The following is a 27,000-nucleotide window of genomic DNA, read 5'->3' on the forward strand; positions in this document are numbered from 1 at the left end:
TTGCTCACAGCGACGAGTACTTCTTGCGAAGACGCTGGCGGATCACCTCGGCCAGGGTATTCATCACGAAGGTGAACAGCAGCAACACCAGCGCCGCCAGAAACAGCACACGATAGTGGCTGGAGCCCACCTCAGCCTCCGGCATCTCCACCGCCACGTTCGCCGCCAGGGTACGCATGCCCTCGAACAGGTTCATGTCCATGATGGGCGTGTTGCCGGTGGCCATCAGCACGATCATGGTTTCACCCACAGCGCGGCCCAGCCCAATCATCAGCGCCGAGAAAATACCGGGGCTGGCGGTGAGGATCACTACGCGAGTGAGCGTTTGCCACGGCGTGGCGCCCAGCGCCAGCGAGCCATGGGTCAGGCCCCGGGGCACGCTGAAAATGGCGTCTTCAGCGATCGAATAAATGGTCGGGATCACCGCAAAGCCCATTGCCAGGCCCACCACCAGCGCGTTGCGCTGGTCGAAGCCCAGGCCCAGGTAAGTGCCGACCCACTGGCGCATGTCACCGCCGAACAACAGGGTTTCCAGGCGCGGGCTCAACCACAGCGAAAGGGCCACCACCATCAGTATCACCGGGATCAGCACGGCGCTTTCCCAGCCGGGGGCGAGGCTGAGCCGCCAGTCAGCGGGCAACCGGCTCCAGCACCAGCCGGCCAGCACGATGCCCACTGGCAGGAACAACAGCAGCGCAAAGATGCCAGGCAAATGGCCTTCGACATAGGGCGCCAGGAACAGGCCGGCAATGAAGCCGAGAATCACCGTGGGCATGGCTTCCATCATCTCGATCACCGGCTTGACCTTGCGGCGCATGGGCGCTGCCATGAAGTAGGCGGTGTAGATGGCGGCGGCGATCGCCAGCGGGGCGGCCAGCAACATGGCGTAGAGCGCTGCCTTGAGGGTGCCGAAGGTCAGCGGCGCCAGGCTCAGCTTAGGCTCGAAATCGCTATTGGCGGCAGTGGACTGCCAAACGTACTCGGGCTTGTCGTAGTTCTCATACCAAACCTTGTCCCACAGCGCGCTCCAGGACACTTCCGGGTGCGGGTTGCTCAAGCCGAAAGGAAACCAGCGGCCCTGCTCCTCGACCAGCACATGGTCGGCCCGAGGCGACAGCGCCAGCGCATCGCCTCGGCGCACCACCTGTTGGGTCAAAAGGGTGCGGTGGGCGGTACTGTGGAACACACCCAACACGCCGTCATGGTCCAGGGCGATGAAGCCCTTGCGGCGCTCTTCGGCACGGATGAACTCGATCGGCGCGTCACCGAGCTTGAAATCACGGATGTGGTTCAGCCGGGGCTCGCCGTCGACATCACGCGCCATGAACCATTGGCTGATTGTCCCCTTGGAGGTACCGATCATCAGCGAGGTGCCCCCGACCAGCTGGCGGCTGGCGGTGACTTCGGCCTTGCCGTCTTCAAGTAGCTTGTAACGACCATTGAGGCTGCGCTGGCGCAAGTCGAACACATCGGCCTGGGCGCGGCCGTTGATGACGTACAGCCATTGCTGGCGCGGATCGAGAAACAGTGCCTTGACCGGTTCGGTCATTTGCGGCAGCAGGATATTGGCCTGTTCACGGCGGTTCTGCCCTGCAAGGGTGCCTGCAGGTGCGTCGTCACGTTCGACCACCGACAGCACACTGAGCGCCGCGCCGCTCGAGCCGGCGATCAGCAGGGTCGTATCGGACACCGTGATCGCGACCTGCTCCAGCGGCTGGCCATGGGTGTCCACGGTCAGGGGTGCCTTGCCGTAGGGGAACTCCAGCACAGGGCTGACGACCTTGACGTTATCGGGGTATTCCAGCTTGTAGCTGGTGCGCATCACCAGCGCCTGCCCGTTGGACAGCCCTGCTACCAACCAAGGCGTGCCAGGCTGGCTTTTGGCGACCGACACCAGATGCACACCAGGCGGAATCGGCAATGCGATACGCTGCAATGGCGCGCCAGTTTGGGTGTTGAAGAACACCACTTCGCCCTGGCTGGAAACCCGCAGGCCCACCAGGTTCTGCTCTTCGACCGTGAGCAGCAGGGGCTTGCCCGCCTCTTGCAGCCAGGCAGGGGCCACCATCGGCTGGGCGCTCAGGCTGGCGCCCTGGAACAAGGGCAACACCACCCAGGCGAGATAGAAGAAGATCAGGGTAACCGCTGCCAGCACACCCAACCCGCCTACCAGGACATAGCCGCGGGTGAGCCGATCGACCCACGCGCGCAGGCGCCGCTTGCGCCGAAACGCAGGCGCATTGAAGTCGATGCGGTGCGCCGGGTAGCCGGGCGCCACCGGTGGGGGGGTCAGGTCGTTCATCCGCACACCCTAACGGCGTCATGTGACAGAAAGATTACATCGCTCAGGCATGCCAAAACCCCGTCTGCGCTAAGCGAAACGGGGGATGGGCGGCACCTGCCACTAACGTGCAGCAGGCGATTTTCCGGCGTTGAGCCCCAGCTCGACCAGGGTGCGCTGCACCACCTTGGCCGGCAAAGGAATATAGCCATCCCTGACCACCACCTGCTGCCCTGCCTGCGACAGCATCAGCTTGATGAACTCCCCTTCCAGCGCAGGTAGCGGCTGATTGGGCGCCTTGTTCACGTAGACGTACAGATAGCGCGCCAAGGGATAGGTGCCATTGAGCGCGTTGGTTTCGTTGTCTTCTATGTAGGGCCCGCCGGCCTGGCGCGCCAAGGGTACAGTGCGTACGTTGGCAGTGCGATAGCCGATGCCCGAATAACCGATGCCGTTGAGCGAAGTGCTGATGGCCTGAACCACCGCTGCGGAGCCGGGCTGCTCGTTCACAGTAGGCTTGAAGTCGCCCTTGCACAGCGCCTGTTCCTTGAAGAAGCCATAGGTACCGGACACCGAGTTACGCCCGAACAACTGCAACGGTTTGTCGGCCAGGTCGCCCTTCACGCCCAGATCGCCCCAGGTCTTCACCAGCGCCGGTGCACCGCACAAGCGAGTGGAGGAAAAGATCGCATCGGCCTGGGCCAGCGTCAGTCCGGCGATGGGGTTGTCCTTGTGCACGAACAGCGCCAACGCATCCACCGCCACCGGGACCGCAGTGGGCTTGTAGCCATACTTCTGCTCGAAGCCCTGCAGCTCGACATCCTTCATTTTGCGGCTCATTGGCCCCAGGTTGGAGGTGCCGGCGATGAGCGCCGGGGGGGCGGTCGATGAACCGGCCGCTTGCACCTGCACGTTCACGCTGGGGTATTCGCGGCGAAAGGCTTCGGCCCAGAGGGTCATCACGTTGGCCAACGTGTCGGAGCCGACGCTGTTGAGGTTGCCCGCAATACCGCTGGTTTTCTGGTACACCGCCAGCGCCGGGTCGACCTCGGCCTGTGCCACGTTGAGGCAGGCCATGAGGGCAAGCACGCCAGCGTACAGCTTGAAGGTCATACCAGCGCTCCTGGCAGGCTTGGGGGAAAGGGCCAGGATCAGACGCATCCGGCGGCGCCACTTTATGAAAATTGCATGACACTAATATGACTGGCCCGGCGCCACTCAGGCACCGGGCCAACCCGGCTCAACGCTTTTTCGCCAGCAGATACAGCCCCACCAGCACGCCGATCACGCAAACGCCCGCCACGTAAACGGCAGGCCCCATGGGGTCGGTCTTCATCATGATGCTGACCGCCATGGGCGTAAGCCCCCCGAATACGGCGTAGGCCAAGTTGTAGGAAAACGACAGGCCACTGAAGCGCACCACCGGCGGGAACGCCTTGACCATCACATAAGGCACTGCGCCGATGGTACCCACCATTAGCCCGGTCAGGGCATAAAGCGGGAACAGCCAGCCTGGGTGGGTGCCCAGCGTGTGATAGAGCAGCCAGGTGCAGATGCCCAACCCCAGGCTACCCAGCACGAACACGCGCCCGGCCCCGGCACGGTCGGCCCAATAGCCCGCGCCGATGCAGCCCAGGCTCAGGAACACGATGGCGATGCTGTTGGCCTGCAAGGCTTCGCGCGGGGTGAAGCCGAAGAGCTTCTGCAACAGCGTGGGCGTCATCAGGATCACCACCACGATGGCTGCTGACAGCAGCCAGGTCAGCAGCATCGAAACCACCACCGCACCCGGGTGATCGCGCAGCACGGCGCGCAACGGCAGCTCGGCAGCAAGGGCCTTGCGTTGTTGCAGCTCGGCGAATACCGGCGTTTCATGCAGCCAGCGGCGCAGGTACACCGCAAAAAAACCGAACACGCCGCCCAGCAGGAAAGGAATGCGCCAGGCGAAATCGGCCAGTTGCTGAGCGTCGTAAACGCTGTTGATGGCCGTGGCCACCAGCGAGCCGAGCAGGATGCCCGAGGTCAGGCCGCATGTCAGCGTTCCGCAGGCAAACCCTACGTTGCGCCCGGGCACGTGCTCGGAGACGAATACCCAGGCACCCGGCACCTCGCCGCCGATAGCGGCACCCTGGATCACACGCAGCACCAGCAGCAGGATGGGCGCAGCCATGCCGATCTGCGCGTAGGTAGGCAGCAGGCCCATCAGCAGGGTCGGCAGCGCCATCATGAAGATGCTCAGGGTAAACATCTTCTTGCGCCCCAGCAGATCACCGAAGTGCGCCATCACGATCCCGCCCAGCGGCCGGGCCAGATAGCCGGCGGCAAAGATGCCGAAGGTCTGCACCTGCCGCAGCCAGTCAGGCATTTCTGCGGGAAAGAACAGGTTCCCTACGACTGTTGCGAAAAACACGAAGATGATGAAGTCGTAAAACTCCAACGCACCGCCCAATGCGGCCAGGGAAAGCGTCTTGTAGTCACTGCGGGTCAACGGCCGTGCGTTGGGCACGGCGTCGGAAGGCACACTGCTCATGGGATTTCTCTTATAAGTGAAGGCTGGCAGGCGTGCGAAGATAGCAAATAGCTTGAAAAAGCACATATATCTGTGGTTGAACGGTTATGCGCGCCATTGCAGCTCTATATACTGAGCCGCTCATCATCGTTCAACGCCCGGGCCAGAGGCATCCCGCATGATCGAACTCGAACAGGAAGATCCGATACCCCAAGGCGATCTCGCTTTGCAGATCACAGCCCTGCCACGCGAAACCAACGGTTTCGGCGATATCTTCGGTGGCTGGCTGGTCCAGCAGATGGACCTCGCCGGCACCGCCATGGCCAGCAAGCTGGCCGGCGGCCGCGTAGCCACGGTCGCCATCGATCGCATGGCCTTCCTGGTTCCTGTTTCAGTCGGGGCACAGCTCTCCTTCTATACCCGCACCCTTGAAACCGGTCGCAGCTCGATCCGCATGATGGTCGAAGTGTGGAGCGACGACCCGCTGTCGAGTGAATGGCGCAAGGTGACCGAGGCCACCTTCGTGTTCGTGGCCATCGACAGCCGCGGCCGCACGCGCTCGGTGCCCCGGCGCAGCTAAACTTGGCGGCGCCTGCGTGGTCAATCGCCCACGCAACGTTCAGAACGAGGAAGTTCGCATGCCAACGCCGAAGGTCGAAGCGGTAAACCTGGGTGATCTCAAATGCTGGCGCATCGATGATGGCCGCGCCGAATTACTGGTCACCGAGCAGGGTGCGCAAGTCGTCAGCTACCGCCGGCACGGCGAGCAGCCACTGATATGGCTGAATGACCACGCCCTCTTCAAGCCGGGCACCCCCATCCGCGGGGGGGTACCGGTGTGCTGGCCGTGGTTCGGCAACCTCGCGAAAAACCCCGACACCGTTCAGGCCATGCGCCAAGCGGATGACACTGCGCCGGCCCACGGCTTGGTGCGGGCAGTGAACTGGGTGCTCGAAGGTATCGACAGCTCGGCGGGCCCGGTGCGTGCCACTTTCACCCTGCCCCAGGCCAACGGCCAATTGCCTGGCTGGCCACATCAGGCTGAGCTGCGCCTGACGATCGAGCTGGGTGACGACCTGTTCATCGACCTGACCACCCGCAACCTCGGCCAGCAGCCGATCACGCTGAGCCAGGCGTTGCACACCTATTTCGCGGTAAGCGATGTGCGCCAGATCAGCGTGGACGAGGTCGCAGGCCTCGAATACATCGAAACCCTCGAAAACTGGGAAACCCGCACCCAGCAGGGCGCGCTGGAAGTGGCCGGTGAAACCGACCGCATCTACCTGGCCACGCCCCAGCGGCTGGCCATCAATGATCACGAATGGAAGCGTCGGGTGCTCATCGACACTCACGGTTCGGCATCCGCTGTGATCTGGAACCCCTGGATCGAGCGGGCTGCGGCGTTCGTAGACATGGCCGACGATGGCTGGCAGCACATGTTCTGCATCGAAACCGCCAACGTGCTTGGTGACGTTGTCGCCCTGGCACCGGGCGAACGTCACAGCCTGGGCTATCGCCTGAGCACCGAAGCCCTCTAGAGGTCTTGCTCCCTGACCACCCGCACGGTCGACGCATCCATCGCATAGGCGGCGTCGGCCATGTCGTTGCTCACCTTCTCGACCTTCAGCGTGCCGATCGCCCAGAGCGGCGTGTAGATGTCGGCCAGCTTGAGCCCCTTGGGGTAACGCACCAGGATCAGCTGGTTGGGGGGCGGTGGCGGCACATGGATGCAGGCTCCTGGGTAGGGCACCAGAAAAAACACCGTGCTACGGCCCTTGGCGTCGGTTTCCAACGGGACGGGGTAGCCACCGATGCGAATCCGTTTGCCGTCCATCCCCGAGACCGTCTTGGCCGAATACATCACCGCAGGTAGGCCCTTGGGGTTCTTCAGGCCGCCTTTGTTGGTGAACTGCCCGGCCGATTCAGGCGAGTTGTGGTCGATCTCCGGCATCTGCTCCAAGGCCTTCTGATCGGACTTGGGCATCAGCGCGAGCCAGTCGGTCTCGGGCGGTTCAGCGGCCATGGCCGCCGCGCTGGCCAGTATCAGGGAAAACAACAGTGCTCGCAGCATCGGCGGCAGCCTCGCAGGCATGAAAAAGGGCGCATTCTAGCGCCCTTCATTCAGCTTTTCTTGCTGATCATGCCGTAGATCACCAGCAATACGATCGCGCCAACCAGCGCTCCGAGAAAGCCCGCTGCCTGGCCGGCCTGGTAGATGCCCAGTGCCTGGCCGCCGTAGGTTGCCAGCAACGAGCCGCCAATGCCCAGCAGCACGGTCATGATGAAGCCCATGCTGTCGTCGCCGGGTTTCAGAAACCGGGCCAGCAGGCCAACGATGAAACCGATGATGATCGTTCCGATAATCCCCATGACACTCTCCTGATAGCGTGCCGCATAACGCGGCGTCAGCCATCAGAGGCCCCTGGGCTGGCGTTGGTTCCGACTCAAACCAGAGCCTGTACCTGTGCAATGCGTTTTTCCAAGGTCGCCGCGTCGCTGCAGCGCAGCGTCGCATGCCCCACCTTGCGCCCGGCCTTGAAGGCCTTGCCATAGTGGTGCAAGTGGCAATCCTCGACCGCAAGCACCGCTGGCACTTCGGGAACGCTGCCGATGAAGTTGATCATGGCGCTTTCGCCCACTTTGGCCGTGGAGCCCAGCGGCAGGCCGGCCACGGCCCGCAAATGGTTCTCGAACTGGCTGCATTCGGCGCCTTCGATGGTCCAGTGCCCGGAGTTGTGCACCCGCGGTGCGATCTCGTTGGCCTTCAGGCCACCGTCGACCTCGAAGAACTCAAACGCCAGCACGCCGACGTAGCCCAGCTTGTCCAACACTCGGCCGGCGTAGTCTTCGGCCAGCGCCTGCAACGGGTGGTCGGCACTGGCCACCGACAGGCGCAGGATGCCAGCCTCGTGGGTGTTGTGCACCAGCGGATAGAAGGCCGTCTCGCCGTCGCGGCCACGCACCGCCACCAGCGAAACCTCACCGGTGAAGGGCACGAAGCCTTCGAGCAGGCACGGCACGCTGCCCAGTTCAGCGAAGGTGCCGGCCACGTCGGCGGCACTGCGCAGTACCTTCTGGCCCTTGCCGTCATAGCCCAGGGTACGGGTCTTGAGCACTGCTGGCAGGCCGATGCTGGCGACTGCCGCTTCGAGGTCGGCCTGGGAAAGGATGTCGGCGAACGCAGGCGTCGGGATGCCCAACTCCTTGAACATCGACTTTTCGAACAGGCGATCGCGAGCGATGCGCAGCGCCTCGGCGCTGGGGAACACAGGCACGAACTGCGACAGAAAGGCCACGGTCTCGGCCGGCACGCTCTCGAACTCGAACGTCACCAGATCGACTTCGTCAGCCAGCTGGCGCAGGTGATCCTGGTCGCCGTAGTCGGCACGCAGGTGCTCACCCAAGGCAGCAGCGCATGCGTCGGGCGCCGGGTCGAGAAACGCGAAATTCATGCCCAGCGGAGTGCCCGCCAGGGCCAGCATGCGGCCCAACTGGCCGCCACCGATGACACCGATCTTCATGGTCTGAACCTCAAGCCTGGCGTGGGTCGCTGTTGTCGAGCACCGTGCGGGTCTGCTCGTCGCGGAACTGCTTGAGTGCCTGATGATACTGGGGATGCTTGGCACCCAGAATGCTGGCTGACAGCAAGGCAGCATTGATTGCACCGGCCTTGCCGATGGCCAGGGTTGCGACCGGCACACCGGCCGGCATCTGCACGATCGACAGCAGCGAATCGACCCCTGAGAGCATCGACGACTGGACCGGCACGCCCAGCACCGGCAGGTGGGTCTTGGCTGCGCACATGCCCGGCAGGTGGGCCGCGCCCCCGGCGCCAGCGATGATGACCTCGATGCCACGGCTTTCGGCCTGCTCGGCGTACTGGAACAGCAGGTCGGGAGTCCGGTGGGCCGAAACCACCTTCACCTCGAAGGGGATACCGAGCTTTTCCAGCATATCGGCGGTGTGGCTAAGGGTGGACCAATCGGACTTGGAGCCCATGATCACGCCAACCAGTGCACTCATCGTCGAGCCTCATTCATCGTGGCGCCGTGCGGCGCGTCAAAAAACAACAAGCCACGCATCAGGGCGTGGCTTGGGGCAAAGGAGCCGGCCTGTGCGCTGACCGGCCGAAGGCCGCGCAGTATATCGCAATCATGTGCGGTGCGCGTAGCAATCGTCGGCTGTTCGGCACCCTGCCGCGGATACGCGCATCAGGCCCTCGCCGTGCCCTCTCCCGCCTTGGCTTCGAGCCGGCGCCAGAGCAGGCGCACGTTGGCTTTGCGTACCAGAGCGCAACGGTACAGGCGGATCTCCAGCGGTACCTGCCAATGGGGCTCGCCGCATACCACCAGCTCGCCGCGCGCCAGCTCCGAGCGCACGCTCAGCCGTGGCACCCAGGCAACCCCCATGCCCTCCAGCGCCATGGACTTGTGGCTGTCAGCCATCGCGGTCTCGTAGACCGTGGTGTACCGAAGGTTGCGCTGGCGCAGCAGGCCGCTGACCGAGCGACCCAGGAACGCCCCGGCGCTGTAGGCCAGCAGCGGCACGCTGGCATCGGCATCAAGGTTATACAGCGGGCGCCCCTCGCCGTCGGCGGCACACACCGGGAGCATTTCAGTGGTTCCCAAATGCAGCGAAGGGAAAATCTCCGGGTCCATCTGCATCGCCGAATCCGGGTCGTAGAAGGCCAGCATGATGTCGCAGCCGCCCTCCCGCAGCGCATGTACCGCATCGCCCACGTTGGTGGCAACCAGGCGGGTAGCCATGGGCAGGCCTTCATTGCGCAACTGCGCGACCCAGCCGGGAAAGAACCCCAACGCCAGCGAATGCGCGGCCGCCACTTGCACGACCTCGCCTTGGCCGCCCTCGAGGTGATGCAGGTGGCGCAGCACCTCGGCCAGCTGGTCGACCACGGTTCGTGCGCTGACCAGGAACAACTGGCCAGCCTCGGTCAGCTCGACCGGGGTTCGCGAGCGGTTCACCAAGGTAAGGCCTAATGCTGCCTCCAGGCTGCGGATGCGCCGGCTGAAGGCCGGCTGCGTGACGAAGCGGCGTTCTGCAGCCTGCGAAAAGCTGCGCGTAGCGGCCAGGGCGCTGAAATCTTCCAGCCATTTGGTTTCGAGGTTCATGGCAATCGCTCGGAGAGGGTTGCACCTGGTTGCACACGCTCGCATGCCAACGCAGGTCACATGTATCGTTATGCCGTTTGTGCATAGGCCAGCGAGGAACAGCATTGGCCAGTTTTAGCCCCAGGACGCAGTATTGGCTGCATTCCGGCGCTTGCCGGGCCAACACAGAGACTACCTCTATCATGTCCTCCGCTGCATCCTTTCGCACCGAAAAAGATCTGCTCGGCGTTCTGGAAGTTCCAGCCGATGCCTACTACGGCATCCAGACCCTGCGGGCGGTCACCAACTTCCGCCTGACCGGCGTGCCCCTGTCGCACTACCCCAAGCTGGTGATCGGGCTGGCGATGGTCAAGCAGGCTGCAGCCGACGCCAACCGCGAGCTGGGCCATTTGAGCGATGCCAAGCATGCAGCGATCAGCGAAGCCTGTGCTCGCCTGATCCGTGGCGATTTCCACGATCAGTTCGTGGTGGACATGATTCAGGGCGGGGCGGGTACCTCGACCAACATGAACGCCAACGAGGTGATTGCCAACATCGCCCTGGAAGCGATGGGCAAGCAAAAGGGTGACTACAAGCACCTGCACCCCAACAACGACGTGAACATGGCGCAGTCGACCAACGACGCCTACCCCACCGCCATTCGCCTGGGCCTGCTCCTTGGCCACGACGCCCTGCTGGCCAGCCTCGACAGCCTGATCCAGGCCTTCGCAGCCAAGGGCGAGGAATTCGCTCATGTGCTGAAGATGGGCCGCACCCAGCTGCAAGATGCCGTGCCGATGACCCTGGGCCAGGAATTCCACGCCTTCGCCACCACCCTGACCGAAGACCTGAACCGCCTGCGCAGCCTGGCACCGGAGCTGTTGACCGAGGTCAACCTGGGCGGTACCGCGATCGGCACCGGCATCAACGCCGACCCACGTTATCAGGCGCTGGCCGTGCAACGCCTGGCAACCATCAGCGGCCAACCGCTGGTACCGGCTGCCGACCTGATCGAAGCGACCTCCGACATGGGCGCCTTCGTGCTGTTCTCCGGCATGCTCAAGCGCACCGCAGTCAAGCTGTCGAAGATCTGCAACGACCTGCGCCTGCTCTCCAGCGGCCCGCGCACCGGCATCAACGAGATCAACCTGCCGGCACGCCAGCCGGGCAGCTCGATCATGCCTGGCAAGGTCAACCCGGTCATCCCGGAAGCGGTAAACATGGTTGCCTTTGAAATCATGGGTAATGACCTGGCGCTGACGGTGGCCGCCGAAGGTGGCCAGCTGCAACTAAACGTGATGGAGCCGCTGATCGCCTACAAGATCTTCGACTCGATTCGCCTGTTGCAACGCGCCATGGACATGCTGCGTGAACACTGCATCGTCGGCATCACTGCCAACGAACAGCGCTGCCGCGAGCTGGTGGAGCACTCCATCGGCCTGGTAACCGCGCTGAACCCCTACATCGGCTACGAGAACGCGACCCGTATCGCCCGCACAGCGCTGGAAACCGGCCGCGGCGTGCTGGAACTGGTCCGCGAGGAGGGGTTGCTGGACGAGGCCATGCTGGCCGACATCCTGCGCCCGGAAAACATGATCGCGCCGCGGCTGGTGCCGCTGAAGGCCTGATCGCCGAACCGTCTCACCAGGTCGAGGGACTAGACACCTCTCACCTTTCAAGCCCCGGAGGCCCTGCCCTTGGGGCTTTTTTTTGCCTGGAAAATGGCCAGCTAATAGTGAAAGCGGGTGATCGCTTCCGACAGGCTGAACACGGCAGGCTCGGGCTGCTCTGCGCGGCGCGCGACGATGAAGAGTTTGTTCACGTCATACACGTTGTGTTCCAGAAAGCAGTGCACCATCCGGTGGCGCTCCAGGGTGAACCAGCGGTTCATGATTCGGACTTTCTCCTCCATGTCGCCATCATCGCCCTCGCCACCCTTGCCGGGGCCGTAGACGTTGTGGCTTTCGAACAGCAGGTAGCCGCCCGGTTTGAGCAGGCCGGCAATCTTCTCCATGTAGTTGGCAAAACCCATGTTCAGGTTGCCATCGATGGTGTGGTGGTTGGAGAACGACAGCACGACGTCGAAGGTGCGGTCGCAGGCGAAACGGGTGAAGTCATCCTCGACGAAGGTGACGTTGTTGAGCTTCAGGTAACGCGCCGTGTCGACCGCGATACGGTTGAGGTAGGGGTTGAGCTCCACGCCGGTCACCGAGCGTGCCCGCTTGGCGCAATAGGCACTGACGAACCCGCAGTTGCTGCCTATGTCCAACACGTCGGCGTTGGCCAGCAAGGGGTCGACATCGTATTGGCGAAAGCGAAAGCCGGTAGGCTTGGCGCCGGTGATGCCCAGCTCTTCCAGCCCTTGGTAGTAATAACCCTGGGTATATTGCTTCTGTTTGGGCCAATGCGCGCGCTGCGCTTTGAGGTGTTTCATCAGGCGCCGCTGGATCAACAGCCGCCCTTTGAAAAGCCCCTTGAAAAAGTCCAGAAACGACATCTTTACGCTTAGCGGTATGGCCATAGGGCAGTCTCTTGCTCGGTCCGGAGTCGGCAGGCGTCAATAAGCACGCACGGCATCAGTGCGCCCTGGCGGACGCAAGGTTCATGCCTGTGCACTCATGCCAGCGGCGTGGGAACCACCTGCCCGGTCAGGGCGGCCTGCGCGATGGCCTCGACGATGATCAGGTTGCGCAGGCCATCATGCACGCTGACCAAGGGCGCGGCCTTGCCCTGAATCACCTGGCAGAAGTGCGCCAGCTGCGCCACCAGCGGGTCTTGCCGCTCAAAGTGCTCCACGGTGACCTGCATGGGCCGCCACCATGAGCGGTTACCCGGTTCGGCGTGGTATTTGAGGCGCAGGGTCGGGATCGCCAGTGAGCCGCCTTTGCCGCAGATCACATAGCAGTCTTCATCGTCATAGCAAGGGTAGTCAGGGTTTTCCCCGGAGGTCTGCTCCCAGCTGCGCGCGCTGCTGGCGCAATCGGATAGCAAAAAACTGCCCAGCGCACCATTGGCGAAGCGCAGGCCGACGCTGACGGTGTCTTCTACCGCAAAACCTCGCGCAGCGTTCGACTGCATGGCCTGAACCGCGATGATTTCGCCGCACAGAGAACGCAGGTTGCCCACCTCATGGATCATGTTGATCAGCACCGGCCCGCCGCCCGGCTGCTGGCGCCAGGGGGCTGCATCGAAGTAGTCGGCGGGTTTGTAGAACAGTGCACTGCCCTGCACTGCCACCAGGTCACCCAGCACGCCAGTGGCGATGATCTCGCGCGCCCGTGCCAGCACCGGGCTATGGGCGCGGTGGTGGCCGACCAGCACGGGAGTGGCCGAAGCTTGCGCAGCGGCCAGCAGTTGGCGGCCTTCCTCAACGCTATGGGCCACCGGTTTTTCCACCAACACCGCTACCCCGGCCTCGATGCATTGCCCGGCCTGGCGGGCGTGCAAGGCATTCGGCGTTGCCAGGATCACACCGTCAGGCCGCCCCTGGGCCAGCAGCTGGGCCAGCTCGGAATAGTGCGCCACGTTCAGATCGCCTGGCGGCAACGGCACAGGGTCGGCCACGCCAATCAGTTCGCAATCAGCACGCTGCCGGATCAATTCGATATGCCGGCGGCCCATCAAGCCAGTGCCGGCGACGGCCAGTCTCAAGCGTTTCATCAGTAGCCCCTTCTTATTGTTGTGGTGCCTGGCGACGAACGGTGCATGGGGTTCAGCTGCCGATCTGGAACAGCCCATTGTGCAGCCGGGTATCGGCTAGCCTAGCCTTGATGTCGTCATCGATCTCGGGAGAGTCCGGGGTGTAAAGGCGCACCTTTCGGTAGGTGCTGACGCGGTTGATTTGCTGGCCCAGGTACTCCCAGACCACACGGCTGCAGGCCGGCGCGCGGTGGTCAGTGGAAGAAACGCCGATTTTCAGGCCATTGAGCCGGGTGATCCGGGACTTGTAGCTGGGGATCAGTACGGTCTGGGATATCTCGTTGGAGGTCAGCGACTCGTAATCGACGAAGAACAGCCGGTTCTGCAGGTAATAGGCCACGCCCAGGTAGCGATAGCGCTCGAACTCTTCGCTGGGCCCAGCCCGGCTTTGCAGACGTTCGCTGCGTTCATAGGTATAGTGCCCGCCCTCTTCGCGCAGGTGAACCAGCGCGCAGAGGATGTGCCCAGGCATGGACATGGAGTGGTAGTACTCGTAGTAGTACCCCGTCAGGGCTCTCAGTTCAGGGGACGAACACTGCCGCAGGTGCTCCAGGATGCCACGTGGGGCGGATTTGTCTGCCTTCACGCTGGACGGGCGCCGACGTACACCGATCAGTCGGGAGAACTGTTCTTCCGGCAGGCCGATTTCATACTCCTCGACCCCGAAGAAGTCGCAAATGCGCTTGAGGTTGAAGGGGGTGGGTTGGGTCTGGCCACTGAGGTATCTGTTGAATTGGGCACGGTTGATGCCCAGTTGCCGGCAAACCTCAGCGATTGACCGGTAGTGACGGCAAAGCAACTGCAGGTTGGTCGGAAAATGCTCGCGCATGATTCGGCTCGTCGGATTGGCGCTTGGTGGTGCGAAGGTAGCATCAACCCGCGCCATTTTCTAACAACCCGCGAACTTGTTAGCGGCGGCACAATCGCCAACCATTTGCGCCCTCGGACTGGGGTTGAGGCCACAAGCCCACACCGGCCGAGTTCGCCATCAGAAAAAGAACATCAGCGAGGTTTATTCAATGCTGGAAGCCCTCAACGACTTCCTCTCCGGCAAGGTACTGATCGTACTCATCGTCGGCCTGGGCAGTTATTTCACGATTCGTTCGCGATTCGTCCAATTGCGCCATTTCGGTCACATGTTCGCGGTCTTCCGCGACAGCCTGCGCAACAGCTCGTCCCAGTTGTCGTCGTTCCAGGCCTTGATGCTCAGCCTGGCCGGCCGCGTAGGCGCAGGCAACATCGCAGGTGTAGGCGTTGCCGTGACACTCGGCGGCCCGGGTGCAGTGTTCTGGATGTGGGTCACCGCCCTGGTGGGCATGGCCAGCAGCTTCTTCGAGTGCTCCCTTGCGCAGCTGTACAAGCGCTGCGGCTCCGACGGCCAGTACATCGGCGGCCCCTCCTACTACATTGAGCACGGCCTCAAGAAACGCTGGTTGGGCATGGTCATGGCGTTCCTGTTGCTGGTGACCTTCGGCTTCGCCTTCAACGGCCTGCAATCGCACGCCGTCACCACCTCGCTCAACGACGCCTTTGCCTTCGACACCCGCTACTCCGGCATCGCCCTGGCAGTGCTGATGGCGCTGGTATTCATCGGCGGCATCAAGCGCATCGCCAAGGTGGCTGACCTGCTGGTACCGGTCAAGACCCTCGCTTACATCTGCGTCACCCTCTACGTGATCGTGCTGCAACATGCGCTGGTCCCCGAGATGCTGATGACCATCGTCAAGAGCGCACTGGGCCTGGACCAGGTGTTCGGCGGCCTGGTTGGCAGCGCCATCGTGATGGGCGTCAAGCGCGGCGTGTTCGCCAACGAAGCGGGCTTGGGCAGTGCGCCGAACGTTGCAGCCGTGGCTTCGGTCCAGCACCCGGTGGCCCAAGGTGTGGTACAGGCGTTCAGCGTGTTTCTCGACACCTTCGTGATCTGCACCTGCACCGCGCTGCTGATCCTGCTGTCGGGCATCTACACCGTCGGCTCGACCATCAACGGCATCGTCCTCACCCAGGACGCCCTGGCGGCAGTGGTCGGCCCATGGGGCAAGATCTTCATCAGCGTGGCACTGTCGCTGTTCGTGTTCACCTCGATGCTCTACAACTACTACCTGGGCGAAAACAACCTGCGCTTCATCGTGGGTGAGCGCAAGGACGCCGTCTGGGCCTACCGTGCGCTGGTGCTTGCGCTGGTGGTATGGGGCGCCATGGAAGACCTGACGACCGTGTTCGCGTTCGCCGACATCACCATGACCCTGCTGGCCTTCGTGAACCTGATCGCGCTGTTCCTGCTGTTCAACATCGGCTTGCGCCTGCTCGCCGACTACGACGGCCAGCGCAAGGCAGGCGTCAAGGTGCCGGTGTTCGACGCCAGCAAGTTCGCCGACCTGGACCTGGATCGCCAGGCCTGGCCTGCCAACCCTGAGGCCAGTGCCCAGGGCAACGCTCAGGCCGCGCCGCAGGCGCAGCACTGATGAGCACCACCGACCTGTCGGGCGTGCGCTACCAGGCGCGCCCACGGTTGGGAATCATCACCGGTTCCGGCCCCGAAGCGGGCATGGACATGTGGGCCAAGTTGCTGGTGGAAAACCGCCGGCGGCTGGGCCCGGCCTTCCGGGGCGACATCGACGCCCCGGCAGTGCGCCTGGTTTCCGAACCGGAACTGGGCCTGTCCATGGAACTGGAAAAAACCGAAGAACAGGTGTGGCAGGCGCTGCGAGACGCGATCTATGCGCTCGACGGCCAGGTGGCTGCATTCGCCATTGCCTGCAATACCCTGAACCTATTTTCCGAACGCATCCTCGACCTGCAACTCCAGAGTGAGTTCGTCTCGTTCCAGGGTGTGCTCGAACACTGGATACACCGCAGCGGCACCCGCCAGCTGTGCCTGCTTGGCGGCCGCCAGGTGTCGGCGCTGGGGAGTTGGTCACCTTACCGCCATCTACCGCAGGTGGTGGCCTGCGAGGCAGTGCCCGACGCCGAGGCCTTGCACCAGCTGATCTACGACATCAAGGCTCACGGGGCTGGCTACCCGGGCCTGAAGGCGCGCTTCGAGGCGCTGCTCGCGCAAATCGAAGCCGGCACCGTATTGCTGGCGTGCACCGAGTTGCCGCTGCTGACTTCATTGAACACCGACAAGGCGTTGGTGGACGTTACCCAACTGGTGGCCCAGGCCCTGCTGGACCGCAGCGGCGTGATCGCCACGGAGAATTGACCATGACCGCGACCCCCGCCACGCATGTACGCGTGCTCTACACCGGCGGCACCATCGGTATGCTGCAAAACGCCAACGGCAGCCTGGCACCAGCGTCCGGTTTCGAAGCACGCATGCGAGAGCAGTTGGCAGGCCAGCCCGGGCTGAACGTGCCTCAGTGGAGCTTTCGCGAGATGCAGCCGCTGATCGACAGCGCCAACATGACCCCGGCCTACTGGCAGCAACTGCGCCGGGCCATCGTCGAAGCGGTGGACGACGACGGCTGCGATGCCGTGCTGGTGCTGCACGGCACCGATACCCTGGCCTACAGCGCGGCAGCCATGAGCTTTCAGCTGCTGGGCCTGCCGGCACCGGTACTGTTCACCGGCTCCATGCTGCCGGCCGGTGCGCGCGACAGCGATGCCTGGGAGAACGTCAATGGCGCCCTCGCAGCCCTGGGCCAAGGCCAACCCGCCGGCGTGCGCCTGTATTTCCATGGTGAGCTGATCTCGCCCAGCCGCTGCGCGAAGATCCGCAGCTTCGGCCGCCGCCCGTTCGCCGCCTTGCAGCGCAACGGTGGGGTTATGCCGGCCGGGCAGTTGCCCGCTCAGTTGAACTATCGTCAGCACAAGGAGCTGGCGAAGGTCGCGGCCCTGCCCCTGACTCCCGGCTTCGACGTGCAGTTGCTGCGCGCAGTGCTCGACACTGGCATCCAGGGCCTGCTGCTTGAGTGCTACGGCAGTGGCACCGGCCCCAGCGACAACCCGGCCTTCATCGACGCCCTGGCGGATGCACAACGCCAAGGCGTGGTGGTGGTGGCGATCACTCAGTGCCACGAGGGCGGTGTCGAGCTGGATGTGTATGAGGCCGGCAGCCGCCTGCGGGAGGCCGGCGTGCTCTCCGGGGGCGGCATGACCCGTGAAGCGGCCTTCGGCAAGCTGCATGGGCTGCTGGGCATCGGCCTGAGCCAGCGCGAGGTGCGCGCGCTGGTCGAGCAGGACCTCTGCGGCGAGCTGGCCTAAGCGCCCTCGCCCTGCGCGGCCCCAACCCTCTGGGCGTCGCGCAGCATGGTCAGCAGGTTGCCTTCGATATTGCTGCACAGCTCTTCGGTGCGGATCTGATGCTCGCTGGGCTGGAACGGGCTCTGCAGGTCGGTGCCGATACGCTCGATCGCCAGCAGCATGAAGCCCACCACGGTAGAGGCCAGCGGTGTGTACCATTCCAGCGTCTCCACCAGGCCAACCGGCACGATCATGCAGAACAGCGTGATGAACAGCCGCGGAAACGCCACATAGGGGTAAGGCAACGGTGTATTGGCGATTCGCTCCATGCCCCCTTGGGCATTGGAGATATCCACAAGGGTGGATTCGATCCGTGCCAGCCGAATGCTGTCAAGGCGACCAGCCTTGTACTCCTGTGCGATCAACCCGGCGGTGAAGTTGAGAATGTCGTTGGGATAGTTCTTGGTCTGCTGGCGACGAGCGAACTCGGACGGCGTAAGCAGCGCTTCGACGCTATCGGGCATCGGCTCGCCCCTCAGGTGCGCTGCCAAACACCGTACATAGGCCACATGCCGGCGCAATAGCACGGCCTTGAGCGGGTTCTGGCCATTTCCGTCATCGATCAGCGTGAGCACCTGCCGGCCGAAGCTGCGTGAGCTGTTGACCATGGTTCCCCACAGCGTGCGGGCTTCCCACCAGCGTGCGTAGGCACTGGAGTTGCGAAAGCTGGTGAGCACTACCAACGCGGAACCCAGCAGGGTTAATGGCAGGTTCGGTAGCTTGATCTTGCGATCGAGGAAAAACATGTAGTCGACCGTGACGATTACGTCCCATATCAACAACCACACCAGCGACCAGCCCACGTAACGAAGCATCTTTTGCCCGAGGCGGAATTTGTTTTCGAGGCCTGTGCCCATCAAGTTTCTCCCTTGAACGGTTCCATGCTTCGAATGCAAAGTGCTGGAAGGGTTCAGCGACGCCAGGCATTGTTCAAGCGACGGCAGGCATCGGCGATTGCCATTTCGTTCACCCCCGCGAACCCCAAAACCAGCCCGGCAAGCTTATCCGCCCCAGCACCCTCGGGCGGCCAGGCATTGGCCGACAATGGGTTGATCTCCACACCTGCTGCTGCAGCCTGGGCGATGAGCTCAGCCTCACGCGCCCGGCTCTCGACCCTCACCGCCACATGCAGCCCGGCGTCGACCGCCGGCATGGGCGCGCAGCCAGGTATTGCAACCGGCCAGTGCGCCAGCAGTGCATCGCGTCGGCTGGCCGCAGCCTTACGCATTCGCCGTATGTGCCGGTGGAAATGCCCTTGCGCAATGAACTGCGCCATGACCTTTTGAGCACTGACTTCGTGGTGCCGCACCGAGCAGGCAGAGCGCTGCACGAAGGCCTCTACCAATGCCGGGGGCAGTACCAGGTAGCCCAGCCGCAACGCGGGAAAGGCGACTTTGCCGAAGGTACCGATGTAGATCACCCGCCCTGCGCGATCCAATGCAGCCAGCGGCGCGAGGGGCGCGCCGCTGTAACGGTATTCACCGTCATAGTCATCCTCGAGTATCCAACCCTGCTGGCGCTGCGCCCATTCCAGCAGCGCTAGCCGCCGGGGCAGGTTGAGGGTGCCGCCGCTCGGGTATTGGTGGGCCGGGGTCACATAGGCGAGCCGGCACTGGGGCAACTGGGCCAGTCGATCCACCTGAAGGCCATCGGCGTCCACTGCCACGCCATGGACGGTTGCGCCACTGCTGGCCAGTGCTAGGGTCGCCGCCCGGTAGCCCGGGTTTTCCACAGCCACGTGGTCAGCCGGGCCCAGCAGCACTTGTGAACAAAGCTCGATACCGTGCTGCGCGCCGCAGGTGAGCAAGATTTGTTCAGCGCAACAGCTAAGGCCGCGGGAGCTGCGCAAATAGGCGGCGATCAGCTCGCGCAAGGTTTCATCGCCTGCGGGGTGCTGGTAGCCCAAGTGCAACAGCGCTGGCGACCGCCAAAACGCCGCGCTGAGCTTGCTCCAGATGTGAAAGGGGAACAGATCCATGGCCGGAACCCCCACCCTGAAGGCCCAAGGTGGCCCGCTCCTGGGATGGGCCAAGGGCGGCAAAGTGACCGCCTGCGCGCGCTCCATAGCGCCTGCGCAGTGGGCTTCGGCGGCCTGGGCTGTGGACAAACCTGTAGATAACCCAGGGTTAAACCCTGTGGATGATTTTGTGGATTGTTTCACGCCACGCAGCGCTAGCCGTGAAACATAGGTCCCGTCACCCACATGCCCCTCGATGAAGCCTTCGGCGTACAGCTGGTCATAGGCCCGCATCACGCTGTTGCGAGAGATCCCCAACGCCTTGGCCAACGTTCTGCTGGCCGGCATGCGCACGCCACTGGCCAACCGGCCGTCAAGGATGCGGGCGCGCAAATGCTGATAGAGCTGGCGACCCAGCCCACCCTGCCGATCGAGGCTGAGCCCTGCTGGGTCGAAAGGAAGTACGGGAGGCAACATGGCAATGGCCTGCTTCGATTGCTTAAAAATGGACCTTACGCGGTACCAATCGGCTGCCTAGCATGGGCTCATCTCATTGTGCGAGCAACGCCATGTACACCCCCGCTGCCTTTCGCGACACCGATGCTGCGAGCCTGCGCCAACACATGCTTGATTCACGGCTGGCCATTCTCGTGACGCAGGGCCAAGACGGCCTGCACGCTACCCATCTGCCCCTGCTGTTTGAAGAAGGTGAGCCCCATGGCCTCTTGTTGGGCCACTTGGCGCGAGCCAACGAGCAATGGAAAGCCCTGGCCGGAGGCAACAGCGCCTTGGTGATATTTCCGGGGGTTGATGCTTACGTCAGCCCAAGCGCCTACGCCAGCAAGGCAGAGCACGGCAAGGTAGTGCCCACCTGGAACTACACCGCAGTGCATGCCTGGGCCCGCCCGGAGGTATTCGACGACGCAACACAGCTGTTGGCCGTAGTACAGAAGCTGAGCGAACGCCACGAAGCCAGCCAGGCCACGCCCTGGGCAGTCGGCGATGCACCGGCTGGCTACATCGCCGGCATGCTCAAGGGCATCGTCGGCCTGCGCCTGGTCATCGAGCGTATCGAAGGCAAACGCAAGCTCAGCCAGAACCGCAGCCAGGCTGACATCGACGGTGTTCGGCGACACCTGGCCGCCAGTGACGAGCCACGAGATCGAGAGCTGGCAGCGCTGATGTAGATCACTTATCCACAGGAGCCTTTCATATGTCCCAGATCCAGATCCGCCCGGTTACCGCTGATGACCATGCAGCCTGGCTGCCGTTATGGCAGGCCTACCAACGCTTTTATCAAGTACAGATCCCGGCACAGGTCACTGAAACGACCTGGCAGCGCATGCATGATGCCTACGAGCCGATCCATGCAGCGCTGGCCTGGCATCAGGGCACTGCAGTAGGCATGGTTCATTTCATCTTCCATCGCTCCTGCTGGACCATAGAGCCCTCGTGCTACCTCCAGGACCTGCTGGTCAGCGAGAGCCAGCGTGGCATGGGCATCGGCCGCCAGTTGATCGAATACGTGTATGCTCAGGCCAAGGCCGCGGGCTGCTCGCGCGTGCATTGGCTGACGCAGGAAACCAACGCACAGGCGATTGGTCTGTACGAATACGTGGCCGACAGGCCTGGGTTCATCCAATTTCGCAAAACGCTCTAGGAGGCACTTATGCCTGATAGCTTGCAGTGGAGCCCGCCCAAGGCTTTGGTAGCGCAGCCCCTCGAAGGGCGGTTCATGCGCCTGGAAAAGCTCGACCCGGCCAGGCACGGTGACGACCTGTGGACATTGCTGCAAGGCGAAGACGCAGACCCCAAGCTTTGGGATTACCTTCCTTACGGCCCTTTCGCCGACCGCGAGCGCTTCGACATCTGGCTCGATGGCTACGCCGTCAGCCCCGACCCGTGGGGCTTTTGCGTCGTGGATAAAACCACCGGGCAAGCTCAGGGCATCATGAGCCTGATGTCGATCGTACCGGCTCACGGGCGCATCGAGATCGGCCATGTAGCGTTTTCCTCAGCCATGCAGCGCACCCCTAAGGGCACCGAGGCGATCTATCGGCTGGCGCGCTTCGCATTCGAGCATGGCTACCGGCGGGTGGAATGGAAATGCGACAACGCCAACGAGCGCTCTCGACGAGCAGCTCAGCGCAGTGGCTTTATCTTCGAAGGTGCCTTTCGCCAGCACATGGTGGTCAAGGGCCACAACCGCGACACCGCCTGGTTCAGCATGCTCGACAACGAGTGGCCGGCGTTGGAACGAGCGTTCGAGGCTTGGCTGAGCGATGACAACTTCGAAGAGGGCAAGCAGCTGCGTACCCTTGAGGATATCCGCGGGCGCTGAGGGCGCCCTCCCCACAATACTTTCAGACCTGCCCGCAATTGCTGCCCCGCTGCCACTCCCTATAATGAGCGCTCCTCCATCCATCCGACGGCATGGCCGTGAATCACGGCCGGCTGGCGGCTCACGAGCGCGATCATGGACCTCACCTGGCATTACTGGCTCGTCTTCGGGCTGGCCCTGGCAGTACTGGAAATCTTCACCGGGACCTTCGCCCTGCTGTGCTTCGGCATTGGCGCGGTGGCGGTCAGTGTGGTGCTGTTGTTCATCCCTTCGCTCGCCCTGTGGGCCTGCCTGCTCGCCTGGCTACTGCTGAGCGCACCGATCTTCGCCGGTTTCCTCTGGCGAGCACGCAACACGCCCGCCGACAAACGCTGGACCGCAGACGAAGCCTTGGGCGAAGTCGGCCTGCTGACCGTGGCGGCCGACGAGTTCGAAAAAGGCCGCGTACGCTTTCAGAAGCCCATCCTGGGCAGCGAACAATGGCCATGCATCGCCGATACCGCTATCCGCGCTGGCGAGCGCGTACGCGTAACCGCCGTTCTGGGCGGCACCATGCGTGTCGAACCTCTTTCCCCGGCCCCAAGCAAAGGACTCATTTCATGACCGGTAGCCTGATTCTCACCCTGGCGTTGATCGTCTTCGTTTTCGTATCGCTGCTCAAGGGGGTACGCATTGTGCCCCAAGGCGAAGAACGCATCGTCGAGCGCCTGGGGCGATACCACACGACGCTCCAGCCCGGCCTTAATTTCACCATCCCCTACGTCGACCGCGTGCGCTACATCCTGCCGACCAAAGACATCATTCTGGACGTGCAACAGCAGGAGATCATTACCCGCGACAACGCCGTGATCGTCGCCAACGCGTTGTGCTTTGCCAAGGTGGTTGACCCTAAAAAAGCGGCGTACGGGGTGGAGAACTACCAGTTCGCGGTGACCAGCCTGACCATGACTGCACTGCGTGCGATCATCGGCACCATGGACCTGGACGAAGCGCTTTCCAGCCGCGAAATCATCAAGGCTCGGCTGGCCGAGGCCATGACGGTGCAAACCGACGATTGGGGCATCGCCGTGCGCTCGGTGGAAATTCAGGACATCAAACCCTCTGAATCCATGCAAGTGGCCATGGAGCGCCAGGCGGCCGCGGAGCGGGAGCGAAAGGCCGCGGTGACCCGCGCCGAAGGTGAGCGCCAGGCAGCGGTGCTGGCAGCCCAGGCACGCAAAGAGGCGGCCGAGCGTGATGCGGCAGCCACCGTGCAGCTGGCCGAGGCCTCGGCGGTGGCGATCGAGCGTGTCTCGAAGGCCGTAGGCACAGAGACGGCCCCGGCGCTGTTCCTGCTGGGTGAGCGCTACATCACCGCGATGCAGGCGCTGGCCACCAGCACCAACAGCAAGACCGTGGTACTCCCGGCTGATATCCAGCAGACCTTGGGCGGCTTGCTGGGCAAGGTCAAGCCGTAGGGGTTGCCAGTTGTAGGTCAAGCCTTGCGTGGCGTGCGGCGCAGCTCACCTGCCGGGCAAAAAAAGGGGGCCGAAGCCCCCTGAGGTGAACCAGTGAACTGCAGGGTCGGGATCAGCCTTCGATCTCGACCAGTACCTCCCCAGGGTTGACCCGGTCGCCCTTGGCTACGTGGATACCCACCACCTTGCCGGCAATCGGTGCCTGCACCTCGGTTTCCATCTTCATCGCTTCGGTAATCAGCACCGCCTGGCCGGCCTTGACCTGGTCCCCTTCCTTGACCAGCACATCGACGATGTTGCCCGGCATGGTGGTGCTCACATGCCCGGGCGCACTGGCCTGCTGGCGCTTGCCGGTGGCGCCGCTGGCAATGAACTCATTGAGCGGCTCGAACACGACCTCTTCCGGCACGCCGTCGATGGACAGATAGAAATGCCGCTTGCCTTCGGCTTTGACGCCCACGCCGGTGATGTCCACGCGATAGCTTTCGCCGTGCACATCGACGATGAACTCGGTCGGCACGCCGCCGCTGCCCGCTGCCGTGGTGGGCGCGCCCGCCTCGGGGATCGGCAACAACACTTCCGGCGTCAGCGTGCCTGAAGCGCGCTCCTCCAGGAATTTGCGGCCGATATCAGGGAACATGGCAAAGGTGAGCACATCTTCCTCGCTGCGCGCCAGGTCACCGATGTCGGCGCGCAGTTTGTCCATTTCTGGCTTGAGCAGATCGGCGGGGCGTACGTCGATGATTTCTTCACTGCCAATGGCCTGTTGCTGCAACTGCCGGTTGATCTGGCCAGGCGCCCTGCCGTAGCCACCCTGCAGGTAGAGCTTCACCTCATTGGTGATGGTCTTGTAGCGCTCGCCGGCCAGCACGTTGAAGAACGCCTGGGTGCCGACGATCTGCGAAGTCGGGGTGACCAGCGGCGGGAAGCCCAGGTCCTCGCGCACGCGCGGGATTTCGGCCAGCACCTCGTTCATGCGGTTGAGCGCACCCTGCTCCTTGAGCTGGTTGGCAAGGTTGGAAATCATCCCTCCCGGCACCTGGTTGACCTGCACGCGGGTGTCGACCGCGGTGAATTCGCTTTCGAACTGGTGGTACTTTTTGCGCACGGCATAGAAGTACAGGCCAATTTCCTGCAGCAGCTCAAGGTCAAGCCCGGTGTCGAACTCGCTGCCCTTCAGGGCCGCGACCATCGACTCGGTGCCGGGATGGCTGGTGCCCCAGGCGAAGCTGGAAATGGCCGTGTCGATATGGTCGGCGCCGTTTTCCACGGCCTTGAGCTGGCACATGGCCGCAAGGCCTGCGGTGTCGTGAGAATGGATGAACACCGGCAGCGACTGCTCGGCCTTCAACGCTTTGACCAGCTCCCCGGTAGCAAAGGGCGTCAGCAGGCCGGCCATGTCCTTGATCGCGACCGAATCGCAACCCATTGCTTCCATCTGCTTGGCCTGGGCAACGAAGGCGTCGATGGTGTGTACCGGGCTGGTGGTGTACGCAATGGTGCCCTGGGCATGCTTGCCGGAGGCCTTGACCGCCTCGATGGCCACTTGCAGGTTACGCACGTCATTCATGGCATCGAAGATGCGGAACACGTCGATACCGCTTTCGGCGGCCTTGGCCACGAACGCGCGGACTACGTCGTCGCTGTAATGCCGGTAGCCCAGCAGGTTCTGCCCTCGCAGCAGCATTTGCAGGCGTGTGTTGGGCAGTGCGGCGCGCAGCTGGCGCAGGCGCTCCCAGGGGTCTTCCTTGAGAAAACGCACGCAGGCATCGAAGGTTGCGCCTCCCCAGACTTCCAGCGACCAGTAGCCTACCCGGTCGAGCTTGTCGCAGATCGGCAGCATGTCTTCGGTGCGCATGCGGGTGGCCAGCAGCGATTGGTGGGCGTCACGCAGGATGGTGTCGGTAACGAAGATCTTCTTGGACATTGGTATCTCCTCATCAGCCGCAAGCCTGGCCGTTGGGCTCAGGCTTTCAGCTACTCATTCACAGGCCTGCGTGGGCGGCGATCGCAGCGGCGATGGCCAGGGCCAGTTCTTCGGGTTTGCGCTTGATCGAGTAGTTGGTCAGCTCCGGGTGGCTTTCCACGAAGCTGGTGTTGAACTGCCCACTACGAAATTCGGGATTGCGCAGGATTTCCTGGTAGTACGCGGCGGTGGTCTTCACGCCTTGCACACGCATGTCGTCCAGGGCGCGCAGGCCACGGTCCATGGCCTCCTCCCACGTGAGCGCCCACACCACCAGCTTCAGGCACATCGAATCGTAGTAAGGCGGGATGGTGTAGCCGGTGTAGATCGCCGTGTCTGTGCGTACGCCGGGCCCACCGGGGGCGTAGTAACGGGTGATCTTGCCGAAGCTGGGCAGGAAGTTGTTCTTGGGGTCTTCGGCGTTGATGCGAAACTGCAACGCGAACCCCCGGTGAATGATGTCTTCCTGCTTGACCGACAGCGGCTGGCCCGAAGCGATTCTGATCTGCTCACGAACGATATCGATGCCGGTGATTTCTTCGGTGATGGTGTGCTCCACCTGAACGCGGGTGTTCATTTCCATGAAATACACCTCGCCCTCGGCGAGCAGAAACTCCACGGTACCTGCGTTTTCGTAGTTCACAGCCTTGGCAGCACGCACCGCCAAGTCGCCAATGTAAGCGCGCTGCTCAGGCGTCAGTTGGGGGCTGGGGGCAATCTCGATGAGCTTCTGGTTGCGGCGCTGGATCGAGCAGTCGCGCTCGAACAGGTGCACAACGTTGCCGAAACTGTCGCCAAGGATCTGCGCTTCGATGTGCTTGGGATTGACGATGCACTTTTCCAGAAACACCTCGGCTGAGCCGAAGGCCTTGGTCGCTTCGGAGATCACCCGAGGGTAAGCCTGCTCCAGCTCTTCACGGCTGTTGCAGCGGCGGATGCCGCGGCCCCCGCCACCGGAGGTGGCCTTGAGCATCACCGGGTAACCAATGCGGTCGCCCTCGCTCAAAGCTTCGTCGAGGCTACCTACGTTACCTTCGGTGCCGGGGGTGCAGGGCACACCGGCAGCCATCATAGTGCGCCGAGCTTCGGTCTTGTCGCCCATCCGGCGAATGACCTCGGCACTGGGGCCGATGAACTTCACGCCGCGCTCAGCGCAGATTTCGGCCAGCTCGGCATTTTCGGAGAGGAACCCATAACCGGGGTGTAGCGCGTCACAGCCTGTCTCGACTGCCAAGTTCACCAGCTTGCGCGGGTTCAGATACCCCGCTAGCGGCTCGGCGCCGATGCTGTGCGCCTCATCGGCGCGCTTGACGTGCAGGGCATGGCGGTCAGCATCGGAATAGATAGCGACGGACCGGATACCCATTTCGGCGCAAGCGCGCACGATTCGCACGGCAATTTCACCACGGTTGGCGATGAGGATTTTTCTTATCACTTGGG

General features: G+C 63.1%; 26 protein-coding genes. 11 read left to right on the forward strand and 15 right to left on the reverse strand.

The features are described 5' to 3' along the window. Window positions 1-4 precede the first annotated feature (4 nt). The 3 genes from F474_RS20150 to F474_RS20160 form a co-directional block, all read right to left on the reverse strand. Entirely contained in the window at window positions 5-2,302 is a 2,298-nt protein-coding gene (locus tag F474_RS20150; protein ID WP_097088049.1) for an ABC transporter permease subunit, read from the reverse strand. Between the two features lie 102 nt (window positions 2,303-2,404). Then, complete coding sequence (locus F474_RS20155; protein WP_371919434.1) at window positions 2,405-3,442, reverse strand: phosphate ABC transporter substrate-binding protein PstS family protein; 1,038 nt, start codon at window positions 3,440-3,442, stop codon at window positions 2,405-2,407. A gap of 79 nt (window positions 3,443-3,521) precedes the next feature. Beyond that, the gene (locus F474_RS20160) at window positions 3,522-4,811 is read right to left on the reverse strand and encodes an MFS transporter (protein WP_097088044.1); all 1,290 of its coding nucleotides are present in this window, start codon (window positions 4,809-4,811) and stop codon (window positions 3,522-3,524) included. Window positions 4,812-4,968: 157 nt separating this feature from the next. Between F474_RS20160 and F474_RS20165 the strand changes: the two genes are divergently transcribed. Next, window positions 4,969-5,370, forward strand: a complete 402-nt coding sequence (locus F474_RS20165; protein ID WP_097088042.1) for an acyl-CoA thioesterase — start codon at window positions 4,969-4,971, stop codon at window positions 5,368-5,370. 58 nt (window positions 5,371-5,428) lie between these two features. Beyond that, entirely contained in the window at window positions 5,429-6,328 is a 900-nt protein-coding gene (locus F474_RS20170) for a D-hexose-6-phosphate mutarotase (RefSeq protein ID WP_097088040.1), read from the forward strand. On the opposite strand, the gene F474_RS20175 is transcribed toward F474_RS20170, so the two are convergent. From F474_RS20175 to F474_RS20195, 5 genes are all read right to left on the reverse strand, one after another. Further along, entirely contained in the window at window positions 6,325-6,861 is a 537-nt protein-coding gene (locus tag F474_RS20175; RefSeq protein WP_097088466.1) for a DUF3299 domain-containing protein, read from the reverse strand. The genes F474_RS20170 and F474_RS20175 overlap by 4 nt on opposite strands. Before the next feature lie 50 nt (window positions 6,862-6,911). Continuing rightward, window positions 6,912-7,160 carry a GlsB/YeaQ/YmgE family stress response membrane protein gene (locus tag F474_RS20180; RefSeq protein WP_097088038.1) on the reverse strand — a complete coding sequence of 83 codons (249 nt, stop codon included), beginning with the start codon at window positions 7,158-7,160 and terminating at the stop codon, window positions 6,912-6,914. A 74-nt stretch (window positions 7,161-7,234) separates the two neighbouring features. Next, on the reverse strand, window positions 7,235-8,311 hold the full coding sequence (locus F474_RS20185; RefSeq protein WP_097088035.1) for a 5-(carboxyamino)imidazole ribonucleotide synthase: 1,077 nt from the start codon (window positions 8,309-8,311) through the stop codon (window positions 7,235-7,237). A gap of 10 nt (window positions 8,312-8,321) precedes the next feature. After that, window positions 8,322-8,813 (reverse strand): 5-(carboxyamino)imidazole ribonucleotide mutase, encoded by a 492-nt coding sequence (purE, locus tag F474_RS20190; RefSeq protein ID WP_097088033.1) that lies wholly within the window; start codon window positions 8,811-8,813, stop codon window positions 8,322-8,324. Between the two features lie 188 nt (window positions 8,814-9,001). After that, window positions 9,002-9,919, reverse strand: coding sequence for a LysR substrate-binding domain-containing protein (locus tag F474_RS20195; RefSeq protein WP_097088031.1), 918 nt, complete (start codon window positions 9,917-9,919; stop codon window positions 9,002-9,004). Window positions 9,920-10,101: 182 nt separating this feature from the next. Between F474_RS20195 and F474_RS20200 the strand changes: the two genes are divergently transcribed. Beyond that, window positions 10,102-11,526, forward strand: coding sequence for an aspartate ammonia-lyase (locus tag F474_RS20200; RefSeq protein WP_097088028.1), 1,425 nt, complete (start codon window positions 10,102-10,104; stop codon window positions 11,524-11,526). Window positions 11,527-11,627: 101 nt separating this feature from the next. On the opposite strand, the gene F474_RS20205 is transcribed toward F474_RS20200, so the two are convergent. The 3 genes from F474_RS20205 to F474_RS20215 all read right to left on the reverse strand — a co-directional run bounded on the left by F474_RS20205 (window position 11,628) and on the right by F474_RS20215 (window position 14,426). After that, the gene (locus tag F474_RS20205) at window positions 11,628-12,419 is read right to left on the reverse strand and encodes a bifunctional 2-polyprenyl-6-hydroxyphenol methylase/3-demethylubiquinol 3-O-methyltransferase UbiG (protein ID WP_097088026.1); all 792 of its coding nucleotides are present in this window, start codon (window positions 12,417-12,419) and stop codon (window positions 11,628-11,630) included. Window positions 12,420-12,514: 95 nt separating this feature from the next. Then, window positions 12,515-13,558: a Gfo/Idh/MocA family protein gene (locus tag F474_RS20210; protein ID WP_097088024.1), complete on the reverse strand. Its 1,044-nt coding sequence runs from the start codon at window positions 13,556-13,558 to the stop codon at window positions 12,515-12,517. Between the two features lie 52 nt (window positions 13,559-13,610). Continuing rightward, on the reverse strand, window positions 13,611-14,426 hold the full coding sequence (locus F474_RS20215; protein ID WP_097088023.1) for a helix-turn-helix transcriptional regulator: 816 nt from the start codon (window positions 14,424-14,426) through the stop codon (window positions 13,611-13,613). Between the two features lie 190 nt (window positions 14,427-14,616). Here F474_RS20215 and F474_RS20220 point away from each other — a divergent pair, with 190 nt between their 5' ends. Genes F474_RS20220 through F474_RS20230 form a run of 3 tightly spaced genes read left to right on the forward strand, consistent with a single transcriptional unit; the run spans window position 14,617 to window position 17,800 of the window. Further along, a complete protein-coding gene (locus F474_RS20220) occupies window positions 14,617-16,059 on the forward strand; it encodes a sodium:alanine symporter family protein (protein WP_097088021.1) in 1,443 nt (480 codons plus the stop codon). After that, window positions 16,059-16,799 (forward strand): aspartate/glutamate racemase family protein, encoded by a 741-nt coding sequence (locus tag F474_RS20225; protein WP_097088019.1) that lies wholly within the window; start codon window positions 16,059-16,061, stop codon window positions 16,797-16,799. Before F474_RS20220 ends, F474_RS20225 begins: the two co-directional genes overlap by 1 nt. Window positions 16,800-16,801: 2 nt before the next feature. Next, window positions 16,802-17,800 (forward strand): asparaginase, encoded by a 999-nt coding sequence (locus F474_RS20230; RefSeq protein WP_097088016.1) that lies wholly within the window; start codon window positions 16,802-16,804, stop codon window positions 17,798-17,800. Here F474_RS20230 and F474_RS20235 read toward each other — a convergent pair. Then, the gene (locus F474_RS20235; protein ID WP_097088014.1) at window positions 17,797-18,696 is read right to left on the reverse strand and encodes a bestrophin family protein; all 900 of its coding nucleotides are present in this window, start codon (window positions 18,694-18,696) and stop codon (window positions 17,797-17,799) included. The genes F474_RS20230 and F474_RS20235 overlap by 4 nt on opposite strands. Window positions 18,697-18,749: 53 nt before the next feature. After that, window positions 18,750-20,273 (reverse strand): PLP-dependent aminotransferase family protein, encoded by a 1,524-nt coding sequence (locus tag F474_RS20240; protein ID WP_097088011.1) that lies wholly within the window; start codon window positions 20,271-20,273, stop codon window positions 18,750-18,752. Window positions 20,274-20,365: 92 nt separating this feature from the next. Here F474_RS20240 and F474_RS20245 point away from each other — a divergent pair, with 92 nt between their 5' ends. From F474_RS20245 to F474_RS20265, 5 genes are all read left to right on the forward strand, one after another. Continuing rightward, window positions 20,366-20,983: an FMN-binding negative transcriptional regulator gene (locus F474_RS20245; RefSeq protein ID WP_097088009.1), complete on the forward strand. Its 618-nt coding sequence runs from the start codon at window positions 20,366-20,368 to the stop codon at window positions 20,981-20,983. A gap of 26 nt (window positions 20,984-21,009) precedes the next feature. Further along, a complete protein-coding gene (locus F474_RS20250; protein ID WP_097088007.1) occupies window positions 21,010-21,456 on the forward strand; it encodes a GNAT family N-acetyltransferase in 447 nt (148 codons plus the stop codon). Between the two features lie 9 nt (window positions 21,457-21,465). Continuing rightward, window positions 21,466-22,137 carry a GNAT family N-acetyltransferase gene (locus F474_RS20255; RefSeq protein ID WP_097088005.1) on the forward strand — a complete coding sequence of 224 codons (672 nt, stop codon included), beginning with the start codon at window positions 21,466-21,468 and terminating at the stop codon, window positions 22,135-22,137. Window positions 22,138-22,272: 135 nt separating this feature from the next. Beyond that, on the forward strand, window positions 22,273-22,740 hold the full coding sequence (locus F474_RS20260) for an NfeD family protein (protein ID WP_097088003.1): 468 nt from the start codon (window positions 22,273-22,275) through the stop codon (window positions 22,738-22,740). After that, a complete protein-coding gene (locus F474_RS20265; RefSeq protein WP_097088001.1) occupies window positions 22,737-23,594 on the forward strand; it encodes an SPFH domain-containing protein in 858 nt (285 codons plus the stop codon). Before F474_RS20260 ends, F474_RS20265 begins: the two co-directional genes overlap by 4 nt. 112 nt (window positions 23,595-23,706) lie before the next feature. Here F474_RS20265 and oadA read toward each other — a convergent pair whose 3' ends face one another. Further along, entirely contained in the window at window positions 23,707-25,521 is a 1,815-nt protein-coding gene (gene oadA / locus F474_RS20270; protein ID WP_097087998.1) for a sodium-extruding oxaloacetate decarboxylase subunit alpha, read from the reverse strand. A 58-nt stretch (window positions 25,522-25,579) separates the two neighbouring features. Then, window positions 25,580-26,995 (reverse strand): acetyl-CoA carboxylase biotin carboxylase subunit, encoded by a 1,416-nt coding sequence (locus F474_RS20275; RefSeq protein ID WP_097087996.1) that lies wholly within the window; start codon window positions 26,993-26,995, stop codon window positions 25,580-25,582. Window positions 26,996-27,000 lie beyond the last annotated feature (5 nt).

The sequence above is a fragment of the Pseudomonas sp. URIL14HWK12:I12 genome, from assembly GCF_003097135.1.
Classification (GTDB): domain Bacteria; phylum Pseudomonadota; class Gammaproteobacteria; order Pseudomonadales; family Pseudomonadaceae; genus Aquipseudomonas.